The organism is Azohydromonas lata (assembly GCF_034427735.1).
Lineage (GTDB): Bacteria > Pseudomonadota > Gammaproteobacteria > Burkholderiales > Burkholderiaceae_C > Azohydromonas > Azohydromonas lata.
Window position 1 is genome coordinate 91,525 of record NZ_JAXOJX010000012.1, and the last position, 22,073, is coordinate 113,597.

Here is a 22,073-nt window from a genome sequence, read left to right on the forward strand (position 1 = left end):
CGAACCGCGATGCTCGGGGCCGCCCCGGCGAGCCCGCTGCGGCCTCGGCCAGGGAAGCGATCACGCAGCAGCACGGCGCCCGCGCCTCCCGCCGTCATTGCAGGCCGGCTGCGGCCGCCTCCACCTCCACCAGTTCCGAAGGACGGGCGGTGGGTGTCGAAAATATCAGGATGTCGCGATAGCCCTGCCGCTGCAGATCGATGCAATATGTGGGTGTGGCGTGATGGAAATAGGCCTCATCGTTTACGAGCAAAAACTCTCCCGGCGACAGCGTCTTTTCGAACAGCACGCTCGTCGTGTCCGCGAGTATTTGCGATACCCCGCCGCCAATGTTGTGGCGTGATACACACAAGATGCCGAGATAATCCATACCATCCTGGTGTGGGCCTTCCGTCACTGGCAGGCTCTCCTGCTGCCCAATACTCGTAATGCGGTGGGCCTGGACCAGAATTTCGCATCGCGGATCGATTTTGCACCGGTCGGCGTATGTCAGGATCGCTTTGCACAAGGCCGGGTTCAAGTGATGCTCCGGGATTTCTGGGTAGTCACGGATAATTTTTCCGCCTGGCGCGGTGAAATTCTTGCTCGACAGTATTTGCAGCGGCTCGTGTGCCTGCTTGCGGACGCTGCCATTCTCGATGCGCACGCGCATGATGCTCTTGCGCCTGAAGCCGGCCTTCAGGTACGGGTCCACGGTCAGCTCTTCGAACAACGGGCGCAAGCTCAGCAGGTCATGGTCGTCGAACAGGCTTTCGATGCTGTATCTCAACTTCATCCCTCCATCGTCTATGAATTGTTTTGCGCCGGTCAGGACCGCGCAGGGCCGCGAACTTCACTGCGCCAGTGTGTTGATGAAAAAAGCAAGATCCCTGGGGCCGTTGAACCGCTTGCCATCGTTCCAGTCGGAAAAGCACTCCCGCCAGAAATCCAGCAGCTCGGCCGGCATGGATGAAAACTGGTATGTCAGCTTCGTCAGCGAATCGCCCGCATAAATCTTGTCGTCCTGGCTCGATCGGTACATCCGGCCGTCCCCGCGCAGGTTGGGAAAAGGGCAGAAGTAAATGCCTGCCGTCGCCGCGCTGCCCTGGCCCAGAAGCTCGGCATCGACCCGCCGCGCGCACTGGACGACCTGGGCTTGCTGCAGGTCTTCAAAATAGACGAGCTGGCTGAAATTCCGACCGTATATCGAGGACAGTACCGATGCGCAGTTGAAGGCCACGCATTCGACCGTCGCGGCAATTTGGCCGGCGGTGCCCAGCGGCTGCGCCCCGGGGTTGCGTGCAATCTCGTACAGATTGACCAAGCTGTCCCGCGGCACATGGTCCGAAATGACCGAGCATGCGTGTGCGACGGCCGGCTCGTGCCTGAACGATGCCGTGTTGCACACGTGGTAGTCGTCCAGTTGCAGGTGCCTCGCGATTTTCCCGGCCACTTTCAATACCTGCTGGTGGACGTCGTCCCAATCGGTGGCCAGCGACGGAAACTTCAGCTTTTCGCCATGGACACCGACAAACAGGATGGCCGTGGCGCGGGCGAGCTTGGCGGTCGCCATCAGGCTGTGGATTTTTGCCAAGCATTCCAGTGTCAGGCTGGGGATGCAGTCGGCAATGCACACGCCGCTGCAGAGCACCGCGCCGGGCGCGATGCCCTGCAGGTTGTGCGTGCCGCAAAACAGCCCGGTGCGAAACACGGGCGAGTCGGCCAGCCGGGTTTGCCAGAGCCCGGGCGCGCCATCGTCGAAGCCGAAGCGCGCGCGCAGCGCATCGCGGTCGAGTTGATACCACTGCTCGATCAGTCGCAGTCCGAGGCTGTTCATGGCGCCTTCCCGGCGGCGGCCTTGACCGAATACAGGTAGGGCTGGTTGCCGTAGACCGCCTCGTCCAGGGGCAGGCCGAGGCGGTGCGCCGCATCGAGCAGCTGGCGCCGCTGTTCCCGCTGGCCGGGCGAAACGGCAAACACGAGCACCCCCGCGTCGTCCAGCGCGTCGCAGCATGTTTTCAACCAGCCGGTCAGCGCGCGCTGGTAGGCGGCTTCGTCGGCGAGCAGCGCCCGGTCGTCGGCCGGATCTGCGCGGTGGCCCAGGAGCGCGATCAAGGGCGCGCTTGACCGTGCGAACGAGCAGCCGTTGAAGTAGGGCGGATCGAAAAAGCACAAGTGCGCGCCCATGCCGCTGTCGATGCGGGCAATGTCGCCGGTACGGTAAGCGAGACGGCGTTCCAGCGCGTGCGCATGCGGCTCCAGCCCGGCCACGAAACTCGCCGTCCGGGCGCGGACGCTCCGGTACATGGCCTGGTAATGCGCCGCCGCTGCCGGAATGCACGCTCCGTCGGCGAGCAGCCTGCTCGCGCAATAGAGCAGGGCATGGATAGAGGCGGCGTCGCACCCGAACATGTCCGACCGGCAGATCGACCCGATGATGGACTGCGCGTCGTCCCGGCCCAGCGCATCGGCCGTGATCTCGATGTTCTTGAAATAGTCCGCGCGGCCCTTGAACATCTGCACGAACACTTCCGTCAGCGGGTTGGCGTCCGATGCGAATACCTCGTAGCCGTCGAGCGCCGCCACCAGGGACATCACTGCGGAGCCGCAAAACGGATCCAGCACGCGCCCTCCCGGCGGGCAAAACCGAGCCAGCACCGCACTGATCCAGCCGCAGTCGTCGTCCGCGGCGGGGTAGAACGTGATGTCGCTGTAACGCTGCAGCAATTCGGCTGTCGTGTGATCGGTCATGGCATGTCACGGTGGCGGCGACGCCCGGCCCGAGGCCCTGGCTTCGCCGGATCGGGTGGCCGGCGTCAGAACCAGGCCGGCAGCGTGCCGGCATTGCTGTCGGCGCCGACGTTTTCCAGGTGCTTGTTCAACTTGATGTTCGTTGGCTCGCAGCGGTCGCAACGGTGCAAGGCTTGGCATGAGAAACCGTCGCGGGTTTGCCGGAACGCCGGGGCGTCCCACACCTGCCGGAACGGCTTGCCGAGAATGTCGCCAACGATCATTTCATCGAATCCCGAATACATCAGGTCGTTGCAGCCCGTGAGCTTTCCATTGACTGCATCGATGAAGGCGACGTGCGACACGACATGGCAGCGCTGGAGCCCGCCGGTGAGCTCTGCCGGCTTGGCGCCCCGGACTGCGGTAGCGAAGAAATCCATCGGGTCGGAAATGTTCAAGCTGAGCCCGAGGTTTTCGCGTTCAATCCGTCCCAGAATGTGTTCGATCTCCCGGATCGCCGCGTCGATCTGCGGCGGGCCCATCCTGATCGGCAGCTCTCCATGTATGGGGATCAGGTTCCAGTATTTGATCCCATGCTCGTGCAAGAAGGGCAGAAAATCGCGCAGGTGGTCGTAATTTTCTGACGACACCACCGTATTGACCATGAACTGCACCGCGTGCGGGCCCTGTGCCGATTTTTGGTTGATCGTCTTGATGCCGGCGGAAGCGGTTTCCAGCAGCCGTTGGGTCTGCCGCACACGGTTGTGTATCTCGGGGCGAGGCGAGTCGATGGAGCAGATGATCTTGCCCACATGGGCGTCCACCAGCTCCTGGCTGAATTTTTTCAGATAAGCGCCGTTCGTGATGAACGAAAAGGCCATCCGCTTGTCGGCGATGAAGGCCAGCAAGGGTCGCAACTGTCTGTACATCAGCGTCTCGCCGCCGGTGAATCGCACTTCGTTGACGCCGAGCCCTTCAAACTCGTCGATCAGGCTTTTCACATAATCCAGGTGTGCCTCGTCGCGGCTCTGCTGGTACGAGGTGCACATCACGCAGCGAGCATTGCATTTCTGCAGCAGCCGGATATAGACGATGGAGGGATGGTCTGTCACCGCAAACTCCCGCCTTACGCGTTGGGTGCGTGCAGCATGTCGCCGCAGGACGGCATGGACGCAAGGGCGCTGCCGCTGTTCTTGCAGCAGCGCGAGCACACGGCATAAAGATTGTCGTGGACCTTGTCCAGGAAGGCCTTGCGCATCGGCGAGAAATAGATATCCGTCAGCGAACGCTCCTTCAGGTTCCCGAACGGGATGCCCAGGCAGGGCGTGACGTTGCCGTAGGGGTCGATGCGCACCGAGTGGTCTACCTGGCTGCAGCTGTGGTTGGCAAAATAAGTCCGGTTCGTGTAGTACTCAACAATCCTGGCGTCGGGTACATGGGGCAGCAACTGCACCTTGCCCGACAGTGCCGTCAATTGCTGCCGAAGCGTGTCCAGCAGCGAAGCATCGACCTGTGAGGTGGAGAACTGGTGCTTGTTCAGCACCGTGAAATCCCGTTCGACGTCTGCAAAGCTTTCGAGCTGTGTCTGCTGGTCGAGGAACCACAGGTGCTGCAGTTGCAGGTCCAGCCCCGCCTGCACGCACCAATCGTAAAGCCTGCTCAAGTGCGGAATGTTCAGGCTGTTGATGGTGCAATTGATTTTGAAACGCGTGTCCGGGGCGGCCTGTGCCCTGAGCCTCGCGATGTTTGCGACAGATTTCCTGAATGCCGACTCGTGACCCCGTACCCGGTCATGTATTTCTTCCGGGCCGTCGAGCGAAATGGTGATCGATTGCGGCGGATATTTTTCCAGCAACGCGAACTGGTCTTCAGTGATGCGGATGGCGTTGGTGAGCAGATGGACCCGCCGCGCGCTCGAAAGCATTTCGTAAACCGTCGCGAAATGCTGCCCAAACATCGCTTCGCCACCAGTGAGCGTGACGCGCGTCCGGGCTGGAAAACGCAGGATATCTTCGGCGACCTTGATCGACTGCTCGCGGTCCAGATAGTGCTGCTTGACTCTGTAGGTGTCGGAAAGCTCGGTGAACGGACACATCACGCAGTGCAAGCCGCAGTGGTACGTCAACTCCCAGGTGATACCGACTTCTTCCATCTCTGCCATGTGGAGGCTCATGATCTTGGGCTGTTGTCAATCCGGTCATCAAAAATTCGCTAGCCCTGGCGTGGAACCCGCAGGGGCCCGCAAGCCGGGCTGCCTGCATGGTGTACAGGCAGGGCGGGCGGGTTTCAGCTTCGGTCGGAAGCTGGCGCCAGCAGGCCGCTGAGTTCGTTCACGAGCGACGCGGCCTGTTCCGCTTGCAGACGGGGTCCGGTGTGAAAGTTGATGACGCGTGGCAGGCACTGGTCGGCAACGGGGCAGCTGCGGTCCATCTCGTCGACCGTCTGCTGGAACAGCGCAAAGCTGTGCACACCGCAATAGCTCATCTCGAAGGGGACGCCGCGGTCCCTGAGTTGCCGCGCCAATTCGTCGGGCGGCAAACGAAAGCCGGGCGGGATCATGACCGGGAATTTCACCCAACTGCAGCGAGCAGTGGCCTCGGGTATGGGCCGGGAAAAATCCGTTTCCGCGAAAAATGCCCTGTAGGCGTCCGCAATCGCGCGCCTTTGCTCCAGAAAATATTCGAGCTGCTCGAACTGTGCGACGCCGTAGGCCGCGTTGAATTCGGACAGCCGGAAGTTGAAGCCCTGCACGTGATGGTCGTTCCATGCCAACAGGCCGTGGTTGCGGATGAGGCGAACCTTCCTGGCGATCTCGGCGTCATTGGTGATGACCATGCCTCCCTCGCCGGCGCTGACCACCTTGGATGGACTCAAGCTGAAGGCCCCCGCGGCGCCCAGCGTACCCACGTGACGAGCGCCGTCGAAACAGCCAAGGCCCTGCGCGGCATCCTCAATGACCCGTTCACGCGGAAACCCGGGATGCATCGTCGCGGGCATGCCGTACAAATGCACCGGCACATAGTATTTGGCGCCGCGTTCCAATGCCCGCTCCAGGCTCGACACGCTGGGCTGAAGGGTCCGCTTGTCGATATCGAGAAAATGCGGCTTCGCGCCCGCCAGCACGATGGCGTTGACAGTGCCGACAAAGGTGTGCGTGGTGACGGCCACCAGGTCGCCCGGCTGGACGCCGGCCGCCACCAATGCGGACTGGATCGCTGCGCTGCCCGAGTTGACGGCCACCGCGTATTCGGCACCCGTGTACCGGCAAAAGCACTCCTCCAGCTTCTGGACGAACGGGCCACTGGGAAAGCCGGACAGCAGGCGGCTCTTCACGACGGCATTCAGATAGCGCTCTTCGTTGTTTTCCGGCGCCGCGGGCATGCGGGCGGCTTCTTGTTGAAGCGTCATTGCGATATTCCCACGATGTCGATCAGGCGAATGCAAAGGCTTGCTTGACGTTATCCGTCACCTGCCTGGCGCCATCGAATCCGCCCACGCACCTGTCGATGTTCGCGCGCTGGTCGCGGATGGCGGCCTCACGCGACTTGCCGTCGAGCAGCAGGCTGCACACGCGGTCCACTGCCGAGGCGGCGACAAACGCATAGTCGGGCGAGGTCAGCAGCGACCTTGCACGGCCTTGGAGGCAGACGGTCGCAGCCTGCGGCTCCTGCGGCAGGCCTTCGATTCCAAAATCGACCAAGGCGTAGCGGCTGGACGGATCGAGGATTTTGCGGTTCAAGTGGTGCGCGTAATGCTGGTCCGGCAACAGGACATAAGGCGTGCCGTGGTAGACGCTTTCGAGTGCGGTAGTCAGGCCTGGAGGTGCCAGCAGAAGACTGCATTGCCGGATCTTCTCGTTCATTTGCTGGTGATCGAGCGAGCAGACGTTGAAGCGCTGTTGGATGTGCGGCGCAATCAGTTCGCGAACCGCGGGGTTGACCACGATATCGATCCTCAGGTCACCGCCGGACCGTTCTTGAATGCGCTCGCAGACGCCGATCACGATATGGGCGTAATCGAGTGACGAGGCCGCATCCGCAAAGGCCGAGAGCTGCCCGGACAGGGAAACCAGCAAATCGCAGCCTTCGTTTGCGACGTGCTCACCGTACTGCGGCACGATGGCGCCGATTTCGTGCAGGTTCGGGATCGCGATGGTGTTGTCGAGATGGCTGTAGCGCTGGATGAAGCAGGCATCGGCCAGGTAATGGGCCAGCGCCTGCGCATCGTGCATGGGCAGGCTGGCTGCCAATTCGTAGGCCTTGGACGGCTTGTCGAGCAGCTCGCGCTTGAGCCGCTCCAGCGCCTGCAGCCCCAGGGCCGGACGCCACAGGAAGGGCAGGCTGTCGACGTAGAACGTCGTTTTGCGCTGGGCATATCCCGCGAAAATCAGCGACGGCTCCATGACGCTCAGGATCGCGTCGCATGCCTGGAACAGCCTGTGGTGCCGTTGAATCTGCTTCACGTCCAGCGCCACGACGTCGGCGAACAGGCCCGGGTTCATGTCCACGGCCGTCCTGGCGGTGCCGCTGCCGAGGAAGGTCAGCTCGAAATTCCCGTCCCGCAACTGGTCGATGATGCTCAACAGTTTTCCAGCAGGTCCGTAGCCAAATGGCTCAGCGGATAGCAACAGTTTGGGGCGCTGCATGTCGTATGCCTATTTCTTGGCTTATGAAAGGAATGCGGGGACCAGGGGTGTCCGGCGGAGGATGTGGTTTCAGAACATGGAGACGACTGCCGAGCGCTCGCCCGCCAGCGCCAGTTTGACGACGCTCTTGACCTTGTGGCCGGTTTTGCTTTCAACGTATTCGGCGCCGCCGTACTCGATTTTTTCGGCCAAGCACACAACGTCCATGATGGTTGCGCCGGCGGCTTCGACCGCCTTGATAAGCCCCACCAACGTACCGCCCGTGCTCAGCATGTCATCGACGATAATGACCTTGTCCCCCGGATCGACACCGTTGAGGAACAAATTGCCCGAGTGATATTCGCAGTCGAAAGCGACGGTCACCTGGCCTTCCAGACCGTTCGGATACCAGCGGGCCATGCCAAAGGGCAGGCCTGACTTCAGCGATACCGCGGCAACCAATATGGCCCCTTTTTCTTCCTCGCCGACGATCTTCGTTGACACGTCGAATTCGCCAATGTCGATGACCGCCTGCGCGGCGCTGGACAGCACTTCTGGGCGGGTGGCCGGGACCTGCTCGGTCAACGCGTTGAGAATGAATTTCTTGTCGCCAATAGGCACCAGCGGACAACCGTCGAATGCGTCGCGAAGCAGGGAATTTTCTGCACTTCGAAGAAGCCGGGAATCGTCAGCCATGGTGAATTCCGGCGCCGGTTTCGCGCTTGTATTTTGCAACGAGGTGGCTGGCGACGTCCTGCTTACAGTCGCTGCAAGCGGCGTGGCCGCTGTAGCAGTGATCGAGTTTGTCACTGGAAAAGGTTCCCGGTCCGTGTTCGTCATAATGGAACAGCATGCGATAGCTTTCGCACGTTGAAATCCGGTGGCTGGCTTCGCTGCTCGTACCGGTTCGGAGCTTGCGGACGGCATTGGAAAATATTTCCTCGTCGTCAGGGCAACCCAGTTCGAGATGGCGGTCCTCGGGATTTTCAAGGACGATGAAGCCGATGTCGTTCACAGCGGCCTTGGGCAATGACCGCGTCAGCGTCTGGATGATTTCCACATGGGACCGGTACAGGACAAGCAACGCCGTTTGCCCTGCCAGGTAATCCATGACGAAAGCGACCAGCATCAGATGCCAGGATGGCGGCTGAGATGCGCCCGCCTTTGACAGCAGGGTCCACTTGATCGCATCCGCCGCGCGCAACACGGCGTCCGTCGGGAGTATTTCAGCGAGCACGCGGCACTCGAAGTGCTTTTGCAGCATATGCAGGGCAGGGACGTTCAAATTCTGCCGATGCGGTGTCACGATGCTCAAGGGCCGCATGCCGGCATTCCGGAACAGCTCATTGATCGCAAAGAAGTTCAATATTTCCAGCGTCAGTGCCTGTTCCATGCGGTACGGCAGGAGGAATACCTTGACGGCTTTTCCAGCATCGGCTTGGTCCAGTATCTTGCTGGCGCCGGCTTGGCCCGCGATCAACTTGACGTCGGCAAGACGCTCCCCGGCGCACGACCAAAGCCTTTTGTTGACTGGCAATAGCATGTCATGTGGTCCAATTTCTTGCGGACACGGCGTCGAATGCAAGCACCACAGGATGCTTGTTTGGACATTGCGCCGCATGGGCACTTATGGCCCCTAATGCGTCATGGCGTGAATGGATCGGCGAGCCGAGCACTCCATCGAGTGCTTGAAGCAAGGACCGCAGCGGCATGGCGGCCCGCCGTCGCTCACCCACACTTGCGTCGAGGCTTACTCAGCTGGCGTGCACTTTCCCAGTCCAGACAGCGAACCTGGATGTCACACCTGTTGTGTCAAATTGTTTGTTTCAACAAGAATCATCATATTACATTAGAAGCAACTTGACTCAAATAAAGCACAAGTCTGTGTTCCGAGCGGCCGCTTACGGCGCGCCGCTTGGCCAGGCCGGCCTGTTGATGCCGCCGAGCGGAGCGCAACCCCATGTGTTTTCGACTGGAGCCGCCAGGCCCGCGAGCGGGCGGCGGTGATGGCCGCGCAAATCAAGTGGGGCCTCTTTCAGCCGTGCTCAATCAGCGCCAGACCGCGGCCGCGCTGCATCATCGCCGTGCGAGCCAACATGCACCTGGGCCAGGACGGTGCGCTTCCTCGACTGGCACGACGGGCGCATGCGCAGCTGCAAGGCCGTGGCCATGTGTGATCACCAGGTGACGCTGCACGAGAGCGACGCGCGGCGCGAATGGAAGCTGCCCTATGCCGCCATCGAACCGCCACCGGCCGGGGCCCAGCCGACCGCTTCCACCGCAGCGCTGCCCACGCCGGCGGCGCCGTCACAGCCGGGCCAAGAAGACTTCCGCTGCGGCGAGAAGGTGTCGTTCGAGGATCGCTACATGCAGACCCAGATCGGCACCCTAGTGAGCATCAACCAACGCGCTGCGACGGTGGAAACCGCGGACGGCCCGGGCTGGCGAGTGCCGTTTCGCCTGCTGTGCCACGTCGTCGATATCTAACCTCGGCGGTCTCTGCCCGTAGGGTGCAGGCGCCTCGCTTACCAACCCCAGGCTCTCGCCACTTTGGACACTCGTTTCTCGACCCGCATTGGCCTGAAGACGATCAGCAGGTTCAGATCGATTTCTTCGAGATCCACTGCGCAATCTCCATCAATCTGAGTGATGTGATGTATTCAGCCGATTCTATTGGCTGAAGGGCGCTGTACAGGGAGGATTCCGTCCATCGCTTCGTGCCGCCACATCTCAGCCATGGAAGTTTTCGTCCAACCCCTGCAGCGCGTGCTTGATGTCAAGCCTGGTGCCAACCTGTTGGAAGTGCTGCGCGAGCACCAGGTGCCGATGTCCTACAGCTGCATGGCCGGCCGCTGCGGCACCTGCCGCTGCCGCGTCGTCGAAGGCGAGGTGCTTGACGGTGGCGCCGAGATGCAGCGCCCGCTGGCGCTGGACCGCACGGTGCTGGCCTGCCAGACGTTCATCACCGAGCCCTGCACCATCGAGATTCCCGAGCCTGACGAGGTCGTGGTGCATCCAGCCAAGGTGCTCAAGGCCAGCGTCGTGGCCGTGGAAGACATGACGCACGACATCAAGCGCCTGCGCCTCAAGCCCAACAAGCCGCTGGAGTTCTCGCCGGGGCAGTACGCACAGTTGCAGTTCACGTCCGAGCACGTGCGCCCGTACTCGATGGCGGGGACGGCCGCTGATGGTGAGCTGGAATTCCACGTGCGCCTCGTGCCGGACGGGCGCGTCACGGGCTACATCGCCGACACGCTCAAGGTCGGCGACAGCGTGCGCGTGAGCGGCCCGCTGGGCTCGGCCTACCTGCGCACCAAGCACACCGGTCGGATGTTGTGCGTGGCCGGCGGCACGGGGCTGGCGCCCATCCTCTCCATCGTGCGCGGCGCGATCGCGGCCGGCATGGACAACCCCATTCATCTCTACTTTGGCGTGCGTTCGCCCCGCGACGTCTACGGGCTGGAGTGGCTCAAGGACCTGCAGCGTCGGCACGACAACCTGCACCTCAACGTGGTCGTGACCTCCGGCAGCGGCGACGCGCTGCGCCGTGGCCTGGTCACGCAAGCGATCGAGCAGGACTGGCCGGACCTCTCGGGCTGGCGCGCCTATCTCTGTGGTGCACCGCCCATGGTCGAGGCCACCACGCTGCTGGCACGCCGGCGTGGCATCGACGAGACGCAGATCTACGCCGATGCCTTCTACGCCAGTACTTGAGACAAGGGCCTTGCCAGCCAGACGATCAAATTGAAGGAGACAGCATGGATTCCCGCCATCTCAGCCCAGAGGCACAGCAGCAGCGCAACGCCTACTACAAACGCATCGGACAACACGGCTTGACGCCGCTGTGGGAGGTGCTGGGTGCGCTGGTGCCCAAGGAACCGCGTCCCGTGGCACAGCCCGCGCACTGGCGCTATGCCGACGTGCGCGCACAGGTCATGGAAGCCGGAGAACTGATCTCTGCTGCCGAAGCCGAGCGGCGCGTGCTGATCTTGGAAAACCCAGCCCTGCGCGGCCAGTCATGCATCACCAATGCGCTGTACGCCGGATTGCAGTTGATCATGCCCGGCGAGGTGGCGCCTGCGCATCGCCACAGCCAGTCGGCGCTGCGCCTGGTCCTTGACGGGCAGGGTGCGTACACGGCCGTGGACGGCGAGCGCACGACCATGAAGCGCGGCGACTTCATCATCACGCCGGCCTGGACCTGGCACGATCACGGCAACCTCGGCAGCGAGCCCGTGGCGTGGCTCGACGGCCTGGACATTCCGCTGGTTCGCTTCTTCGAAGCCGGTTTTGCCGAGAAAGCTGATGCCGAGTACCAGGAGGTCCAGCGTCCGGAAGGCCATGCGCTGGCGTCCTACGGGGCCAACATGGTGCCGGTGGACTTCCAGCAGCAGCCGCAGCAGCCCACGCGCGTGTTTGTTTACCCCTGGCAGCGCACTTGCGAAGCCCTGCAAGCCATCTCGCAAGGCAGCACCGCCGACGCTCACCTCGGCGTCAAGCAGCGCTTCATTAACCCCGCCACCGGCGCCTCCCCAATGCCCACCATCGGCGCCTTCGCGCAGCAGCTGCCCGCGGGCTTCGAGACGGCTCCCTACCGCTGCACCGACGGCACGGTCTACGTCTGCCTGGAAGGCCAAGGCCAGGCACAGGTGGGGGCGCAGTGCTTTGACTTCGCCGAGAACGACGTCTTTGTCGTGCCGTCATGGCAGACGCTGCAGTTGCGCGCGGGCAGCCGTGACACCCGGCTCTTCAGCTACTCCGACCGCCCGGTCCAGCAGGCGCTGGGCCTGTGGCGCGAGCAGCGGCTGTAAGCCTTCTCCATCCCCGATCCCACACCGCTTTCCCAGGAGACACCATGTCCTACGCCGTGCCCGCTCCCGAGCAGGTGACGCTCACCGTCGCTGGCCGCGACGAGCGATTCCCCGTCAACCGCATCTTCTGCGTGGGCCGCAACTACGCTGCGCACGCGCGCGAGATGGGCAAGGACCCGGACCGTGAGCCACCGTTCTTTTTCATGAAACCCGCCGACGCCGCGGTAGACGCTTCGCAGCCAGTGACCATTCCATATCCGCCCCGGACGGCCAATTTCCACCACGAGGTCGAGCTTGTCATCGCCATCGGAAAGGGCGGCAGCGACATCCCGGTGGAGCAGGCGCTGGAGCATGTGTGGGGCTACGCGGTCGGTCTGGACATGACGCGGCGCGACCTGCAGCTTGAAGCCCGCGACAAGGGCCGCCCCTGGGAATTCGGCAAATCCTTCGCGCTGTCGGCACCCATTGGTGCCATCCACTGCGCCCAGGACATGGGCCATCCGGACAAGGCTGCCATCGCCATCACGGTCAACGGCCAATCACGCCAGTCCTCCGACATCGAGAAGCTGATCTGGTCGGTGAGCGAGTGCGTGGCCTACTTGTCGCAGTACGAGTCCCTCAAGCCTGGCGACCTGATCATGACCGGCACGCCGGAGGGCGTCGGCGCGGTACAGCGCGGCGACGTGATGCGCGGCAGCGTGGCGGGCTTGGGCGAGATCGTCGTCACCGTCGCAGCCTGAAGAACATCCAGACGGGCACAAGTACCCCAGGAGACAAGCATGAGCGCACAAGCCACCATCTTTCCCTCCGAGCCGAAGTGGGAGCTCGAGGGCACCAGCCGCATCCCCTTCCTGACTTACACCAGCGAAGAGCTCTACAAGCGCGAGCTGGAGCATTTCTTCTACAAGGGCCACTGGTGCTACGTCGGCCTGGAGGCCGAGGTGCCCAACCCAGGCGACTTCAAGCGCACGGTGGTGGGCGAGCGCTCGGTGATCATGACGCGCGACGCCGACGGCCAGATCAACGTGGTGGAGAACGTGTGCGCGCACCGCGGCATGCGTTTCTGTCGCGAGCGCCACGGCAACAAGAAGGGCTTCACCTGCCCCTATCACCAGTGGAGCTACACCTTGAAGGGTGACCTGCAGGGCGTGCCCTTCCGCCGCGGCGTCAAGCAGGCCGACGGCAGTTTCCAAGGCGGCATGCCGACGGACTTCAAGCCCGCGGAGCACGGCCTCACGAAACTGAAGGTAGCCACGCGCGGCGGCGTGGTGTTCGCTTCGTTCGACCATGAGGTCGAGTCGCTGGACGATTACCTCGGTCCCGAGATCGGCCAGTACTTCGATCGCCTTTTCAACGGCCGCAAGCTCACCATCCTGGGCTACAACCGCCAGCGCATCCCGGGCAACTGGAAGCTGATGCAGGAGAACATCAAGGACCCCTACCACCCGGGCCTGCTGCACACCTGGTTCGTCACCTTCGGGCTCTGGCGGGCGGACAACAAGTCCGAGCTGGTGATGGATGCGAAGCACCGCCACGCCGCCATGATCTCCACCCGCGGCACCGGCGGCGAGGCCGGCCAGGTGACCAGCGTCTCCAGCTTCAAGCAGACCATGCAGCTCAACGACCCGAGCTTCCTGGACATCGTGCAGGAGCCGTGGTGGGACGGCCCGACGGCGGTGATGACCACCATCTTCCCCAGCGTGATCCTGCAGCAGCAGGTCAACAGCGTCTCCACGCGGCACATCCAACCCAACGGCCACGGCAGCTTCGACTTCGTTTGGACGCATTTCGGCTTCGAGGACGACAGCGAGGAGATGACGCAGCGCCGCCTGCGCCAGGCCAACCTGTTCGGCCCGGCCGGCTTCGTCTCGGCCGATGACGGTGAAGTCATCGAGTTCTCGCAGCAGGCTTTCGAGAGCAAGCCCTTCCATCGCGCGCTGGCGGAGCTCGGCGGCCGCGAAGTGAACGAGCACACGCCGCACATGGTCACGGAAACGCTGATCCGCGGCATGTACGAGTACTGGCGCCAAGTCATGGAAGCTCCCGACGTGCCGGCTGCCGCTGGCGCTGCTGCCCGGGACTGCGGCCACGGCACAGCCTGATAACGACAAGGAGACGAGGATGGACTTCCAGGCCTACCACGAACTCACGCAGCTCTACGCCGACTACGCCTCGGCGGTGGACTCCGGAAACTGGGACTTGTGGCCCGAGTTCTTCACCGAGCAGTGCAGCTACCGGCTGCAGCCGCGCGAGAACCATGAGCGGGGCTTCCCGCTGGCGACACTGAGCTTCACCAGCAAGGGCATGCTCAAGGACCGCGTTTACGGCATCCGCGAGACGCTGTTCCACGACCCGTACTACCAGCGCCACGTCGTGGGCGCGCCCGTGATCCGCAGGGCCGAAGGCGAGCGCTTCGAGTGCGAGGCCAACTATGCGGTGTTCCGCACCAAACTCTCCGAAGTTTCCACGGTCTTCAACGTCGGGCGCTACATCGACACGGTGGTGCGCACGCCTGACGGGCTCAAGTTCGCCTCGCGTCTCGTGGTCTACGACAGCGAGATGATTCCCAACTCCATCATCTACCCCCTTTGAGGCCCGCCATGAGCCAGTGGATCGATGCAGTGGCGGCCGACGAGGTGCCGCAGGACGACGTGATTGGCGTGCAGGTGCAGGGACTCGACATCGCGCTCTACGGCGTGAACGGGGAAATCTATGCCACCGACAACCTGTGCACACACGGCCATGCCCGGTTGTGCGACGGTTTCCTGGAAGGACACGAGATCGAGTGTCCGCTGCACCAGGGCAAGATCGACGTGCGCAATGGCCAGCCTACCTGCCAGCCCATCACCGAGCCGGTCAGGACCTATCCGGTCATGATTGAAGGCGGCCGCGTCTTCCTGCAGATCGATTAGGCCGTTCACGCGGCGCCTTTCCTCGACAGCCTCATGTCCGCAATCAGACGGGCAGAGGCAACCCTTGCCTATTCATCAAGGAGACAAGCATGAACTCAACGTTCGTGCGCTGCGCGGTGTTGACTGCACTGGGCACCAGCGCGATGGCCGCAAGTGCGGCCACCATCGGCTTGATGGCCCCCATGTCCGGTCCGCAAGCCATCGTGGGCCAGGACCAGGCCGATGGCTTCATGCTTGCCGTCGAGCAGCTCGGCGGCAAGCTTGGTGGCCAGCCGGTGACGGTCCTGCGCGAAGACGATCAGCTCAAGCCCGAGATCGGGGTGCAGATCGTGCGCAAGTTCATCGACAAGGACAAGGTCGATGCCATCGTGGGGCTGAGCTTTTCCAACGTGTTGATGGCCAGCGTGCCGCGTCTCGCCGAAGCGGGCACGGTGGCACTTGCCACCAATGCCGGCCCCTCTCCGCTGGCTGGTGCCGGCTGCAAGCCCAACGTCTTCTCGATGGCCTGGCAGAACGATGGCGCCGCTGAAGCGATGGGCAAGTTTGCGCAGGACCGCGGTATCAAGCGGGTGTACCTGATGGCACCGAACTATCAAGCCGGCAAGGACATGCTTGCCGGCTTCAAGCGCTTCTACAAGGGCCAGGTGGTGGAAGAGGCCTACACACAGATCAACCAGCCCGACTATTCGGCCGAGCTGGCGCAGCTGCAGGCAGCCAAGCCAGAGGCCGTGTTCGTCTTCTATCCCGGCGGCATGGGCGTGAACTTCGTCAAGCAGATGAGCCAGGCAGGCTTGCTGCCTGGCACGCCGCTGTACTCGGTCTTCACCGTGGACGGCACGACGCTGCCCTCGCTGCGCGACAGCGCGGCCGGCACCATTTCCGGCGCCATGTGGGATGCCGCGCTCGACACCCCGGAAAACAAGAAGTTCGTTGCCGCTTTCGAGACCAAGTACAAGCGCACGCCCAGCGAGTACGCCGCCACAGCCTTCGATGCGGCCCAGGTCCTTGATGTGGCGCTGCGCAAGGTGGGCGGCAACACCAGCGACAAGAAGGCCTTTGCCCAGGCCGTCAGAGCTGCCGGCAGCGAGTTCAAGTCAGTGCGCGGACCGTTCAAGTTCAACACCAACAACATGCCGGTACAGAACTATTACGCGTTCGATGCGAAGAAGGAGGGCGGCAAGCTGGTGGTGCGGCAGGTGGGTACGCCGCTGACACTGCATGCCGACGCCTACGTCGCCCAGTGCGCTCCGAGGTGATGCCATGAGCTCCACCCTCGTTCTTGCACAACTGCTCAACGGCCTGCAGTACGGCGTGCTGCTGTTTCTGCTGGCCGCGGGTCTGACGCTGGTGTTCGGGATCATGAGCTTCGTCAACCTGGCCCATGGCTCGCTCTACATGATGGGCGCCTATGCCGCAGCGGTGGCCTACGCCCACACCGAGTCGTTCGGCTTGTCGGTACTGGCGGCGATGCTGGTGGCACTGCTGCTGGGCCTGGTGCTGGAGGTGGTGGCGGTATCGCGGCTGTACCAGCGCGACCACCTGAACCACGTGCTGGCCACGTTCGGCCTGGTGCTCTTCTTCAACGAGCTCGTGCGTGTCATCTGGGGACCGCAGCCAGTCTTCGTGCAGGTGCCCGAAGCACTCTCGGGCACGGTGAACCTCTTGGGCTTTACCTATCCCGCATACCGCTTCCTCATCATCGCCGTCGGACTGGCGGTGGCAGTCGGCTGCTGGCTGCTGATCAACAAGACGCGCATGGGCATGCTCATCCGTGCCGGCTCGTTCAACCCGAAGATGGTGGCAGCGCTGGGTGTGAACATCCAGCTGCTCAACGCGCTGCTGTTTGCGGTGGGCGCCATGCTGGCGGGCCTGGCCGGTGCCATGGCGGGTCCCATCCTGTCGGTGCAGTCCGGCATGGGCGAGCCCGTGCTCATCACCACGCTGGTGGTGATCGTCATCGGCGGCATCGGCTCGATCAACGGCGCCTTCTATGCCGCGCTGATCGTGGGCATCGTCGACACGCTGGGCCGCGTCTTCTTGCCGATGTGGTTGCGCCAAGTCGCCGAGCGCTCCTTTGCGGACGCCGCAGGCCCGGCGCTGGCGTCGATGCTGGTGTACCTGCTCATGGCCGTGGTGCTGGCCTGGCGGCCCCAAGGTCTGTTCCCCGCCAAGCGAGGCTGACATGACGACTTTCAATCCCACAATGCGCCTGGGCACGCTGGTGCCGCTGCTGGTGTTCGCTGCGCTGGCCATGCTGCCCTTTGTGGCCAGCGCTCTGGACCAGTCCTTCTACGTCGCGCTCTTTGCCCGCATCATCATCTATGCCATCGCGGCCAGCGCCCTGAACCTGGCGCTGGGCTACGGCGGCCTGGTGAGCTTTGGCCACGCCTTGTTCCTGGGCCTGGGCAGCTACGCCGTGGGCATTCCCGCTTTCCACGAGGTGAGCAGCGGGTGGGTGCACCTGGCGCTCACGCTGCTGGCGTGCGGCGTGGTCGGGTACGTGACGGGCCTGATCAGCCTGCGCACGTCGGGCATCGCCTTCATCATGATCACGCTGGCCTTTGCGCAGATGGGCTACTTCCTTTTCGTGAGCCTCAAGCAGTACGGCGGCGACGATGGCCTGTCTGTCACGCTGACCAGCCGGATCGGACCCTTGGACCTGGGCGACTCCGTGACGGTCTACTTCGTGGCGCTGGCGGTGCTTGCCGCTGTGACCTGGTGGCTGGCCCGGCTTCGCAACGCACCGTTCGGCATGGCATTGAGGGGTGCGCGGCAGAACCCGCGCCGGGTGCACGCAGTGGGCCTGCCCGTCATCCGCTACCAGCTCACCGCCTACGTCATCTCGGCCATGCTGTGCGGATTGGCCGGGATGCTGTTGGCCAATCTCAACGCCTTCGCATCGCCCAGCACGCTGGCCTGGGCCATTTCGGGGGAACTGATCGTCATGGTCGTCATTGGCGGCATGGGTACGGTGTTCGGGCCGCTGCTCGGAGCCCTGGCGTTCCTGGGCCTGGAAGAGGTCATCAAGAGCTTCACCGAACACTGGATGCTCGTTTTTGGCCCGCTGATCCTGCTCATCGCGCTGATGCGCAACAAGGGTCTCGTGGGCTTGCTGCAGTCACTGGAGCGGCGGCGGCCTGTGGCCGAGAACGGCAATTCGCCCGTGGCCGCACCGCGAGTGCGCCCGGCCGTGAAAGGAGGACTGTGATGGCCATGCTCAGAACCGAGGCGCTTAGCAAGCACTACGGCGCACTGCTGGTCACGGACGCGGTGTCGCTGGACATCAACCAGGGCGAGCTGCACGCCATCATTGGCCCCAACGGCGCCGGCAAGACGACGCTGATCAACCAGCTCAGCGGCGAGCTCGCCAGTGACCGCGGGCGAGTGTGGTTCGACGGCCAGGACGTCACGGCGCTGCCGATCCAGGAGCGCGCACGCCGAGGCCTGTTGCGCTCCTACCAGATCACGTCGATCTTCGAGGAGTTCAGCGTGCTGGAGAACGCCACGCTCTCAGCACTCGGGGCACGGGAGCATGCGATGCGCTTCTGGCAGCCGATGCTGGCCAACGCCCGCGCCCGCAGGGATGCCGAGGAGGCGTTGGAGGCCACGGGCCTGGTGCAGCGGGCCGATGTCGCCGCCGGCGACCTGGGTTATGGCGAGCGGCGCCAGCTGGAGTTGGCCATGAGCCTGGCAGCGAAGCCGAAGTTCCTGCTGCTCGACGAGCCCATGGCAGGCATGAGCGTGCAGGAGTCGGCCGCCGTGACAGCGCTGCTGCAGCGGCTCAAGCGCCGCTACGCCATCTTGCTGGTGGAGCATGACATGGACGCAGTGTTCGCTCTGGCCGACCGCATCAGCGTGCTGGTATACGGCAAGGTGATCTTCACCGGCACGCCGGAGGAAGTCCGCAATCATCCCGAGGTGCGCGCCGTGTACCTCGGCGACGAAGTCCATTGAGCGCGAGGGCTGCCATGACGACACCCTTTCTTTCCGTCCAGGGGCTGCAGGCTGCCTATGGCCATGCGCAGGTTCTCTTCGACATCTCCTTCGACGTAGCGCCAGGCCAGGTCGTGACGCTGCTTGGTCGCAACGGCATGGGACGCTCCACCACCGTGAAATGCCTCTTCGGGATGATGGCCTCCAAGGGCGGCACCATCCGCGTCGAGGGCGAGCGCGTGGACGGACAGCGTTCGCACCGCATCGCACGCCGGGGCTTGGCCCTGGTGCCGGAAGGGCGCCAGGTGTTCCCCAACCTCACGGTGGAGGAGAACCTCGTCGCCACGGCGCGCAAGAATGATCATGCCCAGGGACAGCCCTGGACGTTGGAGCGCGTCTACACCTTCTTTCCACGCCTCAAGGAGCGGCGCAGCAACCTGGGCTCGCAGCTCTCGGGCGGCGAGCAGCAGATGCTGGCCATCGGCCGCGCGCTGATGACCAACCCCCGGCTGCTCGTGCTCGACGAAGCCACGGAAGGCTTGGCACCGTTGATCCGACTGGAGATTTGGAATGCGCTGGCCGAGCTCAAGCGCGAGGGCCTGTCGCAAATCGTGATCGACAAGAACGTGAGCCACTTGCTGGGTTTCGCTGACCAGCATTACGTGATCGAGAAAGGCAAGACCGTGTGGAAGGGCAGTTCCAATGAGCTGCGCGCGCAGCCTGACATCGTTCACCAGTACCTTGGGGTTTGATGGTGCCAGCCATGCAGCTTCACACCTACTTTCGCAGCTCCGCTTCGTACCGCGTGCGCATCGCGCTCAACCTCAAAGACCGGTCTGGGGCTCCAGGCGTTGGAGACCGGGTTGGCCGCGCAGCGCAGCGACGACTTCTGCGTTGGCAACCGGCCCACCATGGCCGACTGCTGCCTCGTCCCGCAGCTCTTCAACGCACAGCGCTTCGGCGTCGATTTGACGGCGTGCCCCACGCTGCAAGCTATCGGCACGGCATGCCAGGAGCTACCGGCTTTCCGGGCCGCACATCCGGCTGCGCAACCAGACGCCGAGTGAGAGCGTGACCGGGTGCACCGGCAGCCAGGGGCGCGCCATTGCCACAGCCGCCTGGCATCTGTGGCTGTAGCGTGGCAGCTCAAGGTGCCGAGGTGAGGGCAGTCATGTCTGGGCGATCATTCCCCGGGCAATGTCAGTCCACTGCTCCAGCAGCGCGCCCTGCGCTTTCTGATCGGACTGCCACAGCCGGTTGACCGCCATCCCGCGCACGAGGTTGAGCGTGAGGTTCAGCACTTGCGACGCCTTTTCCTGGGGTACGCCAGCCTCGGCAAAGACCCCGAGCCAGCGTTCGTTCGTGACGTCCCGATAACACTGCATCACAGGCTGGATCTGCTCCATCAGGCCTCGATCGGTGCGTGCGACGACGAGGATTTCAACTGCGGCGAGGAAAGGCCACTCGAAGTACACGCTGACGCAATCCCGCACGAAACCTCCAACCGGGTCGCGACGCGAGGCTGGTGTGGCGGCAATGTGCTGACCGCACGCGGTGGCTGCCTCGTAGACATCCGCCGTGGCGTCGACCACCAGATCCATCTTCGATGCGTAGTGGTGCATCAGGGCACCGTTGGAAACGCCCGCGCGAGTGATGACTTCCTTGGTCGTGAGCCCGCTGTAGCCGCGCTCTATGAGGACCGCGATCGTCGCTTCGCGCAGTCGCTGGCGCGACTCGCGGGTGCGGTCCTCCTGCTTGCGCCGGCCAGCAACCGGCCGGCTTGGAGACAGAGGCTTGTCGAGCATGGATGGCGTGCTGTCGGTAGGCATGGCGTTGTCGGCAAGCATGGCCACGCGTGACGCATGGCAGGTTGGTAGAGACCCTATAGGTTAATACCCGCGGTACGGTCTTAATTTTACATACCGAGCACTCTGTTTGTTTAGCATGGTGCACTTGTCTTGGATCAAGGAGACGACGATGAGCTTTGTGATGAATGCTTGGTACGCGGCGTGCTGGAGCGATGAGGTCAAGCAAGGTGAAATGTTCCATCGCACCTTGCTCGACGAGGAGATCGTTCTCTACCGCAATGCGGCAGGCCAGCCAGTAGCGCTGCGGGACCGTTGCCCTCATCGCTTCGTTCCGCTGCACATGGGACGCCTGCGTGGCGACGTCATCGAATGCGGCTACCACGGCCTGCAGTTCGACTGCAGCGGCGCCTGCGTGAAGAACCCGCACGGTGACGGAAAGATCCCGGCTGCGGCGAAGGTGAAGTCTTACCCGGTCGTTGAGCGCCACACCCTGTTGTGGGTCTGGATGGGCGAGCCTTCGGCTGCCGATCCTTCCCTGATTCCTGACTACAGCCTGCTGGACAACAAGGACGGCTTCGTGACCAGCCGCGGCTACATCGTCATGAACGCCGGCTACGAGCTCATGGGAGAGAACCTGCTCGACCTGAGCCATGTCGCCTACCTGCACGAAGGACTGCTGGGCACGCCGGGGATGGCCTCGGCACTGCCGGAGCTGCGGGAGGAGGGGCCTCGCCGACTGTGGGTGGACCGGTGGATGCCCAACGTGGAGGTACCCAAGGTCTTCGACATGCTGTTCCGCCAGGACGGCAACCCCGTCGATGCCTGGCAGAACATGCGCTTCGATGCGCCGAGCAATTTCCTTGTCGATGCAGGTGTTCACGCGCCCGGCGAGTCGCGAGAGCGCGGCGCCGGCTACTTCGGCATTCATATCCTGACGCCGCAAACCAACGGTACGACCCACTATCACTTTGCCGCCGCGCGTCCTCAAGGCCAGGCGCTCGACGCCCAGACTGCCGAGCAGCTGTCGCAACTGCGGCGTTTCGTGTTCGAGGAACAGGACAAGCCCATCGTGGATGCGCAGCAAGCCGCCATTGGCGACGCCGACTTCTGGTCGCTCAAGCCTGTGCTGCTGGCCATCGACGCCGGGCCGGTGCGCATGCGGCGAATGCTCGAACGCATGCGCAAAGACGAAGCTGCACAGCGCCAAGGCGAGGCCTGCAGGGTTTGAGCGCTGCAAACCACAACGTTCGCACCAGTACACCGATATTCATGGAGA

The 22,073-nt window shown here is 63.3% G+C and carries 23 protein-coding genes and 1 pseudogene; 14 read left to right on the forward strand and 10 right to left on the reverse strand.

All coding sequences use genetic code 11. From position 1 onward, the window contains the following. Positions 1–94 precede the first annotated feature (94 nt). The 9 genes from SM757_RS09960 to SM757_RS10000 form a co-directional block, all read right to left on the reverse strand. Entirely contained in the window at positions 95–775 is a 681-nt protein-coding gene (locus SM757_RS09960; protein ID WP_322465330.1) for a 2OG-Fe dioxygenase family protein, read from the reverse strand. Between the two features lie 57 nt (positions 776–832). Next, entirely contained in the window at positions 833–1,816 is a 984-nt protein-coding gene (locus SM757_RS09965) for a hypothetical protein (RefSeq protein ID WP_322465331.1), read from the reverse strand. Continuing rightward, a complete protein-coding gene (locus SM757_RS09970) occupies positions 1,813–2,730 on the reverse strand; it encodes a TRM11 family methyltransferase (protein ID WP_322465332.1) in 918 nt (305 codons plus the stop codon). Before SM757_RS09970 ends, SM757_RS09965 begins: the two co-directional genes overlap by 4 nt. Before the next feature lie 65 nt (positions 2,731–2,795). Then, positions 2,796–3,821: a radical SAM protein gene (locus SM757_RS09975; RefSeq protein ID WP_322465333.1), complete on the reverse strand. Its 1,026-nt coding sequence runs from the start codon at positions 3,819–3,821 to the stop codon at positions 2,796–2,798. Between the two features lie 14 nt (positions 3,822–3,835). Then, the gene (locus SM757_RS09980; protein ID WP_322465334.1) at positions 3,836–4,870 is read right to left on the reverse strand and encodes a radical SAM protein; all 1,035 of its coding nucleotides are present in this window, start codon (positions 4,868–4,870) and stop codon (positions 3,836–3,838) included. Positions 4,871–4,995: 125 nt separating this feature from the next. Beyond that, entirely contained in the window at positions 4,996–6,117 is a 1,122-nt protein-coding gene (locus tag SM757_RS09985) for a DegT/DnrJ/EryC1/StrS aminotransferase family protein (RefSeq protein ID WP_322465335.1), read from the reverse strand. A gap of 22 nt (positions 6,118–6,139) precedes the next feature. Continuing rightward, on the reverse strand, positions 6,140–7,291 hold the full coding sequence (locus SM757_RS09990; protein WP_322465336.1) for a hypothetical protein: 1,152 nt from the start codon (positions 7,289–7,291) through the stop codon (positions 6,140–6,142). Between the two features lie 132 nt (positions 7,292–7,423). Next, a complete protein-coding gene (locus SM757_RS09995) occupies positions 7,424–8,029 on the reverse strand; it encodes a phosphoribosyltransferase family protein (RefSeq protein WP_322465337.1) in 606 nt (201 codons plus the stop codon). Continuing rightward, complete coding sequence (locus tag SM757_RS10000) at positions 8,022–8,876, reverse strand: hypothetical protein (protein ID WP_322465338.1); 855 nt, start codon at positions 8,874–8,876, stop codon at positions 8,022–8,024. The genes SM757_RS09995 and SM757_RS10000 overlap by 8 nt, the downstream gene beginning before the upstream one ends. A 572-nt stretch (positions 8,877–9,448) precedes the next feature. Here SM757_RS10000 and SM757_RS10005 point away from each other — a divergent pair. The 13 genes and pseudogenes from SM757_RS10005 to SM757_RS10065 all read left to right on the forward strand — a co-directional run. After that, complete coding sequence (locus tag SM757_RS10005) at positions 9,449–9,820, forward strand: hypothetical protein (protein WP_322465339.1); 372 nt, start codon at positions 9,449–9,451, stop codon at positions 9,818–9,820. Between the two features lie 249 nt (positions 9,821–10,069). Further along, entirely contained in the window at positions 10,070–11,047 is a 978-nt protein-coding gene (locus SM757_RS10010; protein ID WP_322465340.1) for a 2Fe-2S iron-sulfur cluster-binding protein, read from the forward strand. Between the two features lie 44 nt (positions 11,048–11,091). Continuing rightward, positions 11,092–12,144 (forward strand): gentisate 1,2-dioxygenase, encoded by a 1,053-nt coding sequence (gtdA, locus tag SM757_RS10015; RefSeq protein WP_322465341.1) that lies wholly within the window; start codon positions 11,092–11,094, stop codon positions 12,142–12,144. Positions 12,145–12,188: 44 nt separating this feature from the next. After that, positions 12,189–12,884, forward strand: coding sequence for a fumarylacetoacetate hydrolase family protein (locus tag SM757_RS10020; RefSeq protein ID WP_322465342.1), 696 nt, complete (start codon positions 12,189–12,191; stop codon positions 12,882–12,884). A 39-nt stretch (positions 12,885–12,923) separates the two neighbouring features. Beyond that, a complete protein-coding gene (locus SM757_RS10025) occupies positions 12,924–14,246 on the forward strand; it encodes an aromatic ring-hydroxylating dioxygenase subunit alpha (RefSeq protein WP_322465343.1) in 1,323 nt (440 codons plus the stop codon). A gap of 19 nt (positions 14,247–14,265) precedes the next feature. Then, positions 14,266–14,736: an aromatic-ring-hydroxylating dioxygenase subunit beta gene (locus tag SM757_RS10030; protein WP_322465344.1), complete on the forward strand. Its 471-nt coding sequence runs from the start codon at positions 14,266–14,268 to the stop codon at positions 14,734–14,736. 8 nt (positions 14,737–14,744) lie between these two features. Further along, positions 14,745–15,056: a non-heme iron oxygenase ferredoxin subunit gene (locus SM757_RS10035; RefSeq protein ID WP_322465345.1), complete on the forward strand. Its 312-nt coding sequence runs from the start codon at positions 14,745–14,747 to the stop codon at positions 15,054–15,056. 89 nt (positions 15,057–15,145) lie between these two features. Next, on the forward strand, positions 15,146–16,312 hold the full coding sequence (locus tag SM757_RS10040; RefSeq protein ID WP_322465346.1) for an ABC transporter substrate-binding protein: 1,167 nt from the start codon (positions 15,146–15,148) through the stop codon (positions 16,310–16,312). A gap of 4 nt (positions 16,313–16,316) precedes the next feature. After that, positions 16,317–17,237, forward strand: coding sequence for a branched-chain amino acid ABC transporter permease (locus SM757_RS10045; RefSeq protein ID WP_322465347.1), 921 nt, complete (start codon positions 16,317–16,319; stop codon positions 17,235–17,237). Between the two features lies 1 nt (position 17,238). Then, entirely contained in the window at positions 17,239–18,264 is a 1,026-nt protein-coding gene (locus tag SM757_RS10050; RefSeq protein ID WP_322465348.1) for a branched-chain amino acid ABC transporter permease, read from the forward strand. Then, entirely contained in the window at positions 18,264–19,010 is a 747-nt protein-coding gene (locus SM757_RS10055) for an ABC transporter ATP-binding protein (RefSeq protein WP_322465349.1), read from the forward strand. Before SM757_RS10050 ends, SM757_RS10055 begins: the two co-directional genes overlap by 1 nt. A gap of 14 nt (positions 19,011–19,024) precedes the next feature. After that, on the forward strand, positions 19,025–19,741 hold the full coding sequence (locus tag SM757_RS10060; RefSeq protein ID WP_322465350.1) for an ABC transporter ATP-binding protein: 717 nt from the start codon (positions 19,025–19,027) through the stop codon (positions 19,739–19,741). Positions 19,742–19,825: 84 nt separating this feature from the next. Further along, a pseudogene (locus tag SM757_RS10065) lies at positions 19,826–20,056 on the forward strand (glutathione S-transferase C-terminal domain-containing protein); the annotation flags it as partial. A gap of 102 nt (positions 20,057–20,158) precedes the next feature. Here SM757_RS10065 and SM757_RS10070 read toward each other — a convergent pair. After that, a complete protein-coding gene (locus SM757_RS10070) occupies positions 20,159–20,836 on the reverse strand; it encodes a TetR/AcrR family transcriptional regulator (RefSeq protein ID WP_322465351.1) in 678 nt (225 codons plus the stop codon). Between the two features lie 130 nt (positions 20,837–20,966). Between SM757_RS10070 and SM757_RS10075 the strand changes: the two genes are divergently transcribed. Continuing rightward, positions 20,967–22,025: an aromatic ring-hydroxylating dioxygenase subunit alpha gene (locus SM757_RS10075; protein WP_322465352.1), complete on the forward strand. Its 1,059-nt coding sequence runs from the start codon at positions 20,967–20,969 to the stop codon at positions 22,023–22,025. Positions 22,026–22,073: the final 48 nt, after the last annotated feature.

What these genes read in the sequence shown, in the direction of transcription:
- SM757_RS10030 (WP_322465344.1), top strand. Translation starts at nt 14,266, where the DNA reads ATGGACTTCCAGGCCTACCACGAACTCACGCAGCTCTACGCCGACTAC.
- SM757_RS09980 (WP_322465334.1), bottom strand. Translation starts at nt 4,870, where the DNA reads ATGGCAGAGATGGAAGAAGTCGGTATCACCTGGGAGTTGACGTACCAC.
- SM757_RS09985 (WP_322465335.1), bottom strand. Translation starts at nt 6,117, where the DNA reads ATGACGCTTCAACAAGAAGCCGCCCGCATGCCCGCGGCGCCGGAAAAC.
- SM757_RS10025 (WP_322465343.1), top strand. Translation starts at nt 12,924, where the DNA reads ATGAGCGCACAAGCCACCATCTTTCCCTCCGAGCCGAAGTGGGAGCTC.
- SM757_RS10010 (WP_322465340.1), top strand. Translation starts at nt 10,070, where the DNA reads ATGGAAGTTTTCGTCCAACCCCTGCAGCGCGTGCTTGATGTCAAGCCT.
- SM757_RS10045 (WP_322465347.1), top strand. Translation starts at nt 16,317, where the DNA reads ATGAGCTCCACCCTCGTTCTTGCACAACTGCTCAACGGCCTGCAGTAC.
- SM757_RS09965 (WP_322465331.1), bottom strand. Translation starts at nt 1,816, where the DNA reads ATGAACAGCCTCGGACTGCGACTGATCGAGCAGTGGTATCAACTCGAC.
- SM757_RS10020 (WP_322465342.1), top strand. Translation starts at nt 12,189, where the DNA reads ATGTCCTACGCCGTGCCCGCTCCCGAGCAGGTGACGCTCACCGTCGCT.
- SM757_RS09960 (WP_322465330.1), bottom strand. Translation starts at nt 775, where the DNA reads ATGAAGTTGAGATACAGCATCGAAAGCCTGTTCGACGACCATGACCTG.
- SM757_RS10060 (WP_322465350.1), top strand. Translation starts at nt 19,025, where the DNA reads ATGACGACACCCTTTCTTTCCGTCCAGGGGCTGCAGGCTGCCTATGGC.
- SM757_RS10035 (WP_322465345.1), top strand. Translation starts at nt 14,745, where the DNA reads ATGAGCCAGTGGATCGATGCAGTGGCGGCCGACGAGGTGCCGCAGGAC.
- gtdA (WP_322465341.1), top strand. Translation starts at nt 11,092, where the DNA reads ATGGATTCCCGCCATCTCAGCCCAGAGGCACAGCAGCAGCGCAACGCC.
- SM757_RS09995 (WP_322465337.1), bottom strand. Translation starts at nt 8,029, where the DNA reads ATGGCTGACGATTCCCGGCTTCTTCGAAGTGCAGAAAATTCCCTGCTT.
- SM757_RS10040 (WP_322465346.1), top strand. Translation starts at nt 15,146, where the DNA reads ATGAACTCAACGTTCGTGCGCTGCGCGGTGTTGACTGCACTGGGCACC.
- SM757_RS10050 (WP_322465348.1), top strand. Translation starts at nt 17,239, where the DNA reads ATGACGACTTTCAATCCCACAATGCGCCTGGGCACGCTGGTGCCGCTG.
- SM757_RS10000 (WP_322465338.1), bottom strand. Translation starts at nt 8,876, where the DNA reads ATGCTATTGCCAGTCAACAAAAGGCTTTGGTCGTGCGCCGGGGAGCGT.
- SM757_RS10070 (WP_322465351.1), bottom strand. Translation starts at nt 20,836, where the DNA reads ATGCTTGCCGACAACGCCATGCCTACCGACAGCACGCCATCCATGCTC.
- SM757_RS09970 (WP_322465332.1), bottom strand. Translation starts at nt 2,730, where the DNA reads ATGACCGATCACACGACAGCCGAATTGCTGCAGCGTTACAGCGACATC.
- SM757_RS10075 (WP_322465352.1), top strand. Translation starts at nt 20,967, where the DNA reads ATGAGCTTTGTGATGAATGCTTGGTACGCGGCGTGCTGGAGCGATGAG.
- SM757_RS10055 (WP_322465349.1), top strand. Translation starts at nt 18,264, where the DNA reads ATGGCCATGCTCAGAACCGAGGCGCTTAGCAAGCACTACGGCGCACTG.